This window comes from Micromonospora sp. NPDC003776, assembly GCF_053605645.1.
In genome coordinates this window covers 1-7,344 of record NZ_JBSGJR010000354.1, presented here as the reverse complement: position 1 = coordinate 7,344, position 7,344 = coordinate 1, and the positions used below count along the sequence as shown (strand labels likewise).

The following is a 7,344-nucleotide window of genomic DNA, read 5'->3' as shown; positions in this document are numbered from 1 at the left end:
GCGCGCGGCCGGCGAGCGGCCGGACGGCCCCACCGGGGCCGGCGCGCCGCCCGGACCGGCGGTGGCGGACCGGCCGGGGGACCACTGGGACCGGAAGGTCGCCAAGGGCCTGGCCTTCCTGCGGCGGCGGCTCTCCGGTGACTACGAGGTCGACGAGTTCGGCTTCGACCCGGAGCTGACCGACGCCGTCTTCCACCCGCTGGTCCGGCTGCTCTACCGGGACTGGTTCCGCACCGAGGTCAGCGGGATCGAGCACGTGCCCGAGGCCGGCGCGGGGCTGGTGGTGGGCAACCACTCCGGCACGGTCGCGCTGGACGCGCTGGTCCTGGCCACCGCCCTGCACGACCGGCACCCGGCCCGCCGCTACCTGCGACTGCTCGGCGCCGACCTGGTCTTCCGGATGCCGGTGGTCTCCGAACTCGCCCGCAAGACCGGCGGCACGGTCGCCTGCAACCCGGACGCGGAGCGGCTGCTCGGCAACGGTGAGCTGGTCGGGGTCTTCCCGGAGGGCTTCAAGGGCGTCGGCAAGCTCTACGCCGACCGGTACAAGCTCCAGCGGTTCGGCCGGGGCGGGTTCGTCTCGGCGGCGCTGCGCACCGGCACACCGATCGTCCCGGTGGCCATCGTCGGCGGCGAGGAGATCTATCCGATGCTCGCCGACATCAAGCCGCTCGCCCGGCTGCTCAAGCTGCCGTACTTCCCGGTGACGCCGACCTTCCCCTGGCTGGGGCCGCTGGGCATGGTGCCGCTGCCGAGCAAGTGGCTGATCGAGTTCTGCCCGCCGATCCCCACCGCGCACCTGCGTGACTCGGCGGACGACCCGCTGGTCGTGTTCAATCTCGCCGACCAGGTCCGGGAGACCATCCAGCAGACCCTGCACAAGCTCCTGGAACGCCGCCCCGACCCCTTCGGCCCCTGACCGCCCGCGAGCCCGCGAGCCCGCGAGCCCGCGCGCCCCTGCACATTCACGGAAAGAGTGGCTATTCCAGCGCGGATGGCCACTCTTTCCGTGAATCAGCGCCCTGAGGGAGGGCGGGGGTCAGTCGGGGTGGTGCTGGCGGCGGCGGTGCAGGGCCAGGCCGGCGGTGACCGCGCCGGCGACCAGACCGGCGGCGGCCGTCGACGGTACGGCGATCTTGACCGCCCGCCGTCCGGTCCGGAAGTCGCGGACGTCCCAGCCGTGCTCGCGGGCCCGGCGGAGCAGCGCCGGATCCGGGTTGACCGCCACCGGGTGCCCCACCGCGGAGAGCATCGGCAGGTCGTTGGCGGAGTCGCTGTAGGCGGCGCAGCGGCTCAGGTCCAGCCCCTCCACAGCGGCGAGTTGGGTGATCGCCTCGGCCTTGGCGGCCCCGTGCATCAGGTCGCCGACCAGCCGGCCCGTGTACGCGCCGTCGACCACCTCGGCGACCGTGCCGATCGCGCCGGTCAGCCCCAGCCGGGCCGCGATCACCCGGCCGATCTCCACCGGGGCGGCGCTGACCAGCCAGACCCGCTGACCGGCGGTCAGGTGCCGCTGGGCGAGCTTGCGGGTGCCGGCCCAGATCCGCGGGGCCATCAGCTCGTCGAAGATCTCCTCGGCGAGGCGTTCGACGTCGTCGACCCGCCAGCCCTGAATGAAGGCGAGCGCCGCCTCCTTCGCCTGCGACATGTCCCCGGCGTGCTCGGTGGCGAGCAGCCGGAACTTCGCCTGTTGCCAGGCGAACCGGGCCAGGTCACCGGTGGTGAAGTACTTCCGGGCGGCCAGTCCGCGGGCGAACCAGTAGATGGAGGCGCCCTGCATCATCGTGTTGTCCACGTCGAAGAAGGCCGCCGCCGAGGGATCCGGCGTGGGGGCGGCCGGGGGTGCCTCCGGGGTCTCCGACCAGCCGGCGGTGTGCCCGTGGACATCGGTGCTGACGGTCACCTTGCGGGGTCCGGACATGGCGATCTCCCTCCCCTCGACGACCGCGTACGCCCTCCGTTCCGAGCGTATCCGGCGGTCCGTGACAGCCGGATGTCCGGCGGGCGAAGTGTGGCGGCTGTCCCGCCGCCGTCAGCGGTTGCCGGGGCAGGCGGCCGGGGTCGGGCCGAGGGCGTCGCTGGCGGTCGGGGCGGCCAACCCGCAGGCGATCGCCTCGCGGAGGCCGTCGGCCCGCTTGCCCGCCGCGTCGAGCAGGGCGAGGGACTGACGGGTACGCTCCCGCTCGATGTGGTCGGCCCGGTCCAGCAGCCCGCTGACCGCCCGCCGCTGGCCGGTGAGGAACGCGTCGATCGCGTCCAGGCCGGTCGGATCGGAGCGCTGGGCCGCGACCGTGGTCAGCAGGCGTACGCCCTGGCGGGTGTCGGAGTCCATGTCGTCCAGCACGGCCCCGAACCCGAGCCGGTCGCCCCGTACGGTGGCCGCCTCGTCGAGTCGGGTCCGGGCGAAGTCGAGGAAGAGCTGGCCGCGGCTGATGTCCGAACTGGCCAGTGCGAGCTGGGCGCGTTCCGTGGAGCGCTTCATGCCGTAGAGGGCGTCGCCGGGCAGCGCGTTCTCGCTGGCGGCGGAGATGCCGGAGAGGGCCACCGCCCCGGCGGCGATGCCGACCAGGATCGCGCCCCGGGCCCGGGCCCGCCGGCCGGTCACCGCCGGCAGCAGCGATCCGCGTACGCCGGTGGCCGCCGCGGTGCTCTCCGTCTTCGCCGGCGCGCCCATGCCCTCCCGCTCGGCGGTGGCGACGAGCATCGCCCGCAGCCCGGTGCGGAACTCGCCGTCGACCTCGACGGTCGGCCGTTCGGCGGTGAGCTGCTGACTCACCGCGACGAGGGCGGCGAGTTCGCCGTCGGCCGGGGAACGGAGGTGGTGCCGCCGACCGCCGTTGGCCTCGTCGAGGAGCTGCGCGAAGCGCTCGGCACGCCGACGGGAGAAGAGGTTGCTGTCCACCGCAGGCACCCCCTCTCGCTGGTCACGGCCCGGGTTGGCCGTCGTCGTCACCAGCGACCGGTGGCAGCGTGACGCCGACGGTCACCGGGGAGGCAGACCGTGCCCGCCGGACCGGGTGGCCCGGGGGACGCCGGGACAACCACTGGTCGCACCCGGAGAAACGGTCCGCGCCGGGTGCCGGTTACGGCCGGGTGGGCGGCGAAATCACGAAGCGTGATCGTCGTCACGAGCCGCCGAGGGTACGCGCGCCCGCGCCCGGCGGGTCGCCGGGCGCGTGGAACGGAGCAGGGGGATCAGGGTTGGAAGCCGTCGGGCAGCAGCCGGGCCAGGGCCCGGACCGCCCGGTACTGCAGCGCCTTGATCGCACCTTCGTTCTTGCCCATGGCGCGGGCCGTCTCAGCCACCGAGAAGCCCTGGAGGAAGCGGAGCACGATGCACTCCTGCTGCTCCGGGTTGAGTTGCTTGACCGCGGTGAGCAGCGCGACGTTGGTGATGTGCTCGACCACCGCGGCCTCCGGGCTGCCCTCCGGCCCGCGGTCCTCCCGGTCGGCGTCGAGCACGTCGCCGGTGGTGACCTCCAGCCGGTAGCGGCCCGACTTGAAGTGGTCGGCGACCAGGTTTCGGGCGATGGTGACCAGCCAGGCGCCGAGGTCGCGGCCCTGCCAGGTGAAGCTGCCGATCCGCTTGAGCGCCCGGAGGAAGGTGTCCGAGGTGAGGTCCTCGGCGAGCTGCCGGTTGCCGACCCGGAAGTAGACGAACCGGAACACGGTGTCCACGTACCGGTCGTAGATCAGGCCGAACGCCTCGGCCTCGCCGGCCTGCGCCCGCTCGACGAGCGCCCAGACCTCGGTCGCCGGGTCGGACGGGTCGGGGCGGCTCGGGTAGCCGGCGGCCGGGGCGGCCGGCACCACGGGCAGGACGGCCGTGTCGGCGGCCGGCACGGCCGGCAGCACGGCGGTCTCGGCGGCGGACGGCTCCGGGTCGGCCTGGGCCTCGCCGCGGCGGCCCTGGGCCGGCATGGTCGGCCGGGACGGTGAACTCAACCGGGCACCGGCGGTCTTCGCGTTGCTCCCGGGCACCGCGGGGCGCGCCGGTGCCTCGTTGGGGTGGGTGCGGCCACGGCTCCGCCGGGTCCCGTCGCTCCGTACCGCCGCGAGGCTCCACATGCCGTCCGACGGCTCCAACCGCTCGTTGACCGGGGTCCGCTGGGTCGGGCCGGTCACCCCGGCCGGCCGTTCGGCGTAGCCGAAGGTGGTCACCGCGCCTCCCCGCTCCACGCGGGGCACGGCCGGGCCGCACGCCGCGGGGGCGCGGCGGGGCCGGGTACGACCCGGCCGGGCAGGGCCGTCCGGGGACGTGCCGACGTGCGGCAGGTCCCCTTGAGGTGCTGGTCCAATGCGCTCAGTGGCACGGGGGCCTCCTCGGGCTGAGGGGTGTCGACTCACGGCAAATGGGGTGAGCCGACCCGAGTGATGATAGGGCCAACGTCACCCGCGTGTGGCAAGTCCGTTACACAGAGCGGAAGTATTTCCCGCCCCGTCGCACAACTGGCGGACCCGTTGTCCGTCGTGTGCGGTTGACTTTCGCGCCGGATCCTGGTCCGCAGTGGAAAGTCCAGGTCGGAGCGATTTCCGTGCCGCCTTCGGCGTGTCGCGGCGACCGTCCCGTGGGGCGGTTTCCGGCTGCCCGTGCGCCCCGCCGGGCGGAGCTGTCGGGTTCAGCTCGCCATGCCGGGGAAGGTCGGCGGCCGGTCCGCACGGTCCCGTCGGCGGGATCGCGGGGCGTGGCCCGGCGGACGCGGCTGTGCCAGACTCAGCCACCGTGCAGGACGCAGCCGACAGCTCCGTGCCGAACCTCGCCGACCGGCTCCGCCGGGCGGCCGCCGCTCACGGCGACCGCCCCGCGCTGCACTGGCGCGACCGGACCCTGAGCTGGTCCGAACTGGATGCCGCGGTCACCGCCACCGCCCGCGCGCTGGCCGGCACGGCACCCCGGGTGGCCGGCGACGCCCACCCGCCGCGGGTCGCGATCGCCTTCGGCAACACCCCGGACTTCGTGGTCACCTACCTCGCCGTGCTGCGGGCCGGCCTGGTGGCGGTGCCGGTCAACCCGGGCTTCACCGCCCGGGAGCTGCGGCACCTGCTCACCGACTCGGGCGCGGCCGTGCTGGTCTGCGCCGCCGAGGTCCGGGACCGGATCGCGGTTGACGAGCTGCCCGCCCTGGCCGCCGTACACACCACGCCGCCGGTCACCGACGGTGACGGGCCGGCCGAGCTGCCCACGCGCGGCGGGGACGACCTGGCCGTGTTGCTCTACACCTCTGGCACGGAGGGCCGGCCCAAGGGCGCGATGCTGTCGCACCGCGCGCTGGCGGCGAACCATGAGCAGCTCGACCGGATCACCCCGCCGGTGGTCGGCCCCGACGACACCGTCCTGCTCGCGCTGCCGCTCTTCCACGCGTACGGGTTGAACTCGGGGCTGGGGGCCGTGGTGCACCACGGGGCGACCGGGGTGCTCGTCGACGAGCCGGGGGGCGACGGGGGACTGGCCGAGATCGCCCGGCACCGGGTCAGCGTGCTGGTCGGCGTACCGTCGATGTTCCTGGGCTGGGCCGACACGGAGGGTGACGTGGCGGCGGCGCTGGCCTCGGTCCGGGTCGCGGTGTGCGGGGCGGCCCCGCTGCCGCCCGCGGTCGCGGCGCGCTTCACCGAACTCACCGGGCACCCGGTGCACGTCGGGTACGGGCTCACCGAAACCGCGCCGGTGCTCACCTCCACGCTCGTCGACGGGGAGCCCCGACCGGGCTCGATCGGCCGTCCGCTCCCCGGCGTGGAGCTGCGCCTGGTCGGGGCGGACGGCGTGGACCTGTGGCGGGACGGGGTGCCCGCCGTCGAGGAGAACGCCGACGAGCTGGACCTCTCCGACGAGCCGTCGGGCACGGACCCGGGGCAGATCGTGGTCCGCGGCGCCAACCTGTTCAGCGGCTACTGGCCGGACGGGCGGGGCGGGCCGGACCCGGACGGCTGGTGGGCCACCGGCGACGTCGCCTACGCCGACGAGGACGGGAACCTGTACCTGGTCGACCGGCTCGGCGAGCTGATCCTGGTGAACGGCTTCAACGTCTACCCGCACGAGGTGGAACTGGTGCTCGAGGCGCATCCCGGGGTGGCCGAGTCGGCCGTCCTGGGGGTGCCGCACCCCCGGACCGGGGAGACTGTCCGGGCGTACGTGGTGCGGGCGGTCGGTGTGCCGGTGACGGTGGAGGAGCTGCTCGGCCACTGCGCGCGTAACCTGGCCCGGTTCAAGTGCCCGACCGCCGTCGAGTTCGTCGACAGCCTGCCGTACTCGGCGATCGGCAAGGTACGCAAGACCGAGCTCCGCCCGGCGGCGCCTTCGGCACCCGCCCCGGCACCGCCGACCCAGATCCGCACGGAGGTATCCGATGTCCAGCAGTGACGCCCGGCTCACCCTGATCACCCGGCCCGGCTGCCACCTGTGCGAGGACGCGAAGGCGGCGCTCGACCGGGTGGTGGCGGTCACCGGCGACCGCTGGATCGAGAAGGACGTGACCGGCGACATCGAGCTGGAGCGCGACTACGGCGACCGGCTGCCGGTGGTGCTGCTCGACGGCAAGGAGCACGGCTACTGGCGGGTCGAGGAGGACCGGCTGTTGCGGGACCTGACCACGCCGCAGCTCTGACCCGCCCTCTATCGTGCAGCGATGACCACTGTGCGGCGCCATCTGGTGTGGGACTGGAACGGGACCCTCCTCGACGACCTCGACCTGGTGGTACGGGCCACCAACGTCGCCTTCGCCAGCGCCGGCGGCCCGGTGGTCAGCGCCGACGAGCACCGGGTGCGGTTCCGCCGCCCGATCGCCGACTACTACGCGGAGATGCTCGGCCGGGCGATCGACGACGAGGCGTTCGGCGCGCTGGACCGGATCTTCCACGACGCGTACCGGGCGGGGCTGACCAGCTGCGCGCTGGCCGCGGACGCGACCGCCGCGATCGCCGCCTGGCCGGGCAGCCAGTCCCTGCTGTCCATGTGGTTCCACGACGAGCTGGTCCCGACGGTCCGGACGTACGGGCTGACCCCGCACTTCTCCCGGATCGACGGGCTCCGGGTCGCGGTGGGTGGCGGGCCGAAGGCTGAGTGGCTGGAGAAGCACCTGGCCGAGCTGGGCCTGGACGGCCGCGAGGTGGTGCTGATCGGCGACTCCCTCGACGACGCCGATGCGGCGCTGTCGGTCGGCGGTGCCTGCGTCCTCTACACCGGCGGCCTCTCCGACCCGGCCCGCCTCCGCGCCTCCCACCACCCCACCGCCGACACCCTCACCCAGGCCGTGCAGATCGCCCGCACCCTCCCCTGACCCCTACCTTGTTGATCAAGGAGTTGGCGTCTGGAATCCGCCCGGTCCAGACGCAAACTCCTTGATCAAC

Annotated in this window: 7 protein-coding genes; 4 read left to right on the top strand and 3 right to left on the bottom strand. The window is 74.2% G+C overall.

From position 1 onward, the window contains the following. The first annotated feature begins 61 nt into the window (after window positions 1-61). On the top strand, window positions 62-919 hold the full coding sequence (locus ACWEVO_RS24515; protein WP_452309861.1) for a lysophospholipid acyltransferase family protein: 858 nt from the start codon (window positions 62-64) through the stop codon (window positions 917-919). A 120-nt stretch (window positions 920-1,039) separates the two neighbouring features. Here the strand turns inward: ACWEVO_RS24515 and ACWEVO_RS24510 are convergent, their stop codons facing one another. The 3 genes from ACWEVO_RS24510 to ACWEVO_RS24500 all read right to left on the bottom strand — a co-directional run bounded on the left by ACWEVO_RS24510 (window position 1,040) and on the right by ACWEVO_RS24500 (window position 4,161). Continuing rightward, window positions 1,040-1,921 carry an HAD family hydrolase gene (locus tag ACWEVO_RS24510; RefSeq protein ID WP_452309860.1) on the bottom strand — a complete coding sequence of 294 codons (882 nt, stop codon included), beginning with the start codon at window positions 1,919-1,921 and terminating at the stop codon, window positions 1,040-1,042. A 111-nt stretch (window positions 1,922-2,032) separates the two neighbouring features. Next, the gene (locus ACWEVO_RS24505) at window positions 2,033-2,902 is read right to left on the bottom strand and encodes a DUF5667 domain-containing protein (protein ID WP_452309859.1); all 870 of its coding nucleotides are present in this window, start codon (window positions 2,900-2,902) and stop codon (window positions 2,033-2,035) included. Window positions 2,903-3,195: 293 nt separating this feature from the next. Continuing rightward, window positions 3,196-4,161, bottom strand: a complete 966-nt coding sequence (locus tag ACWEVO_RS24500) for an ECF subfamily RNA polymerase sigma factor, BldN family (protein ID WP_452309858.1) — start codon at window positions 4,159-4,161, stop codon at window positions 3,196-3,198. A 562-nt stretch (window positions 4,162-4,723) separates the two neighbouring features. On the opposite strand from ACWEVO_RS24500, the gene ACWEVO_RS24495 reads away from it, so the two are divergent. From ACWEVO_RS24495 to ACWEVO_RS24485, 3 genes are read left to right on the top strand one after another with little or no spacing between them, the layout of a single operon-like run. Next, window positions 4,724-6,358, top strand: a complete 1,635-nt coding sequence (locus ACWEVO_RS24495) for an AMP-binding protein (protein ID WP_452309857.1) — start codon at window positions 4,724-4,726, stop codon at window positions 6,356-6,358. Further along, a complete protein-coding gene (locus ACWEVO_RS24490) occupies window positions 6,345-6,602 on the top strand; it encodes a glutaredoxin family protein (RefSeq protein WP_452309856.1) in 258 nt (85 codons plus the stop codon). Before ACWEVO_RS24495 ends, ACWEVO_RS24490 begins: the two co-directional genes overlap by 14 nt. 21 nt (window positions 6,603-6,623) lie before the next feature. Further along, complete coding sequence (locus ACWEVO_RS24485; protein ID WP_452309855.1) at window positions 6,624-7,274, top strand: HAD family hydrolase; 651 nt, start codon at window positions 6,624-6,626, stop codon at window positions 7,272-7,274. The last annotated feature ends 70 nt before the right edge of the window (window positions 7,275-7,344 follow it).

Excerpts from the sequence above, each read along its gene's own strand:
- ACWEVO_RS24510 (WP_452309860.1), bottom strand. The coding sequence starts at position 1,921 with ATGTCCGGACCCCGCAAGGTGACCGTCAGCACCGATGTCCACGGGCAC.
- ACWEVO_RS24485 (WP_452309855.1), top strand. The coding sequence starts at position 6,624 with ATGACCACTGTGCGGCGCCATCTGGTGTGGGACTGGAACGGGACCCTC.
- ACWEVO_RS24490 (WP_452309856.1), top strand. The coding sequence starts at position 6,345 with ATGTCCAGCAGTGACGCCCGGCTCACCCTGATCACCCGGCCCGGCTGC.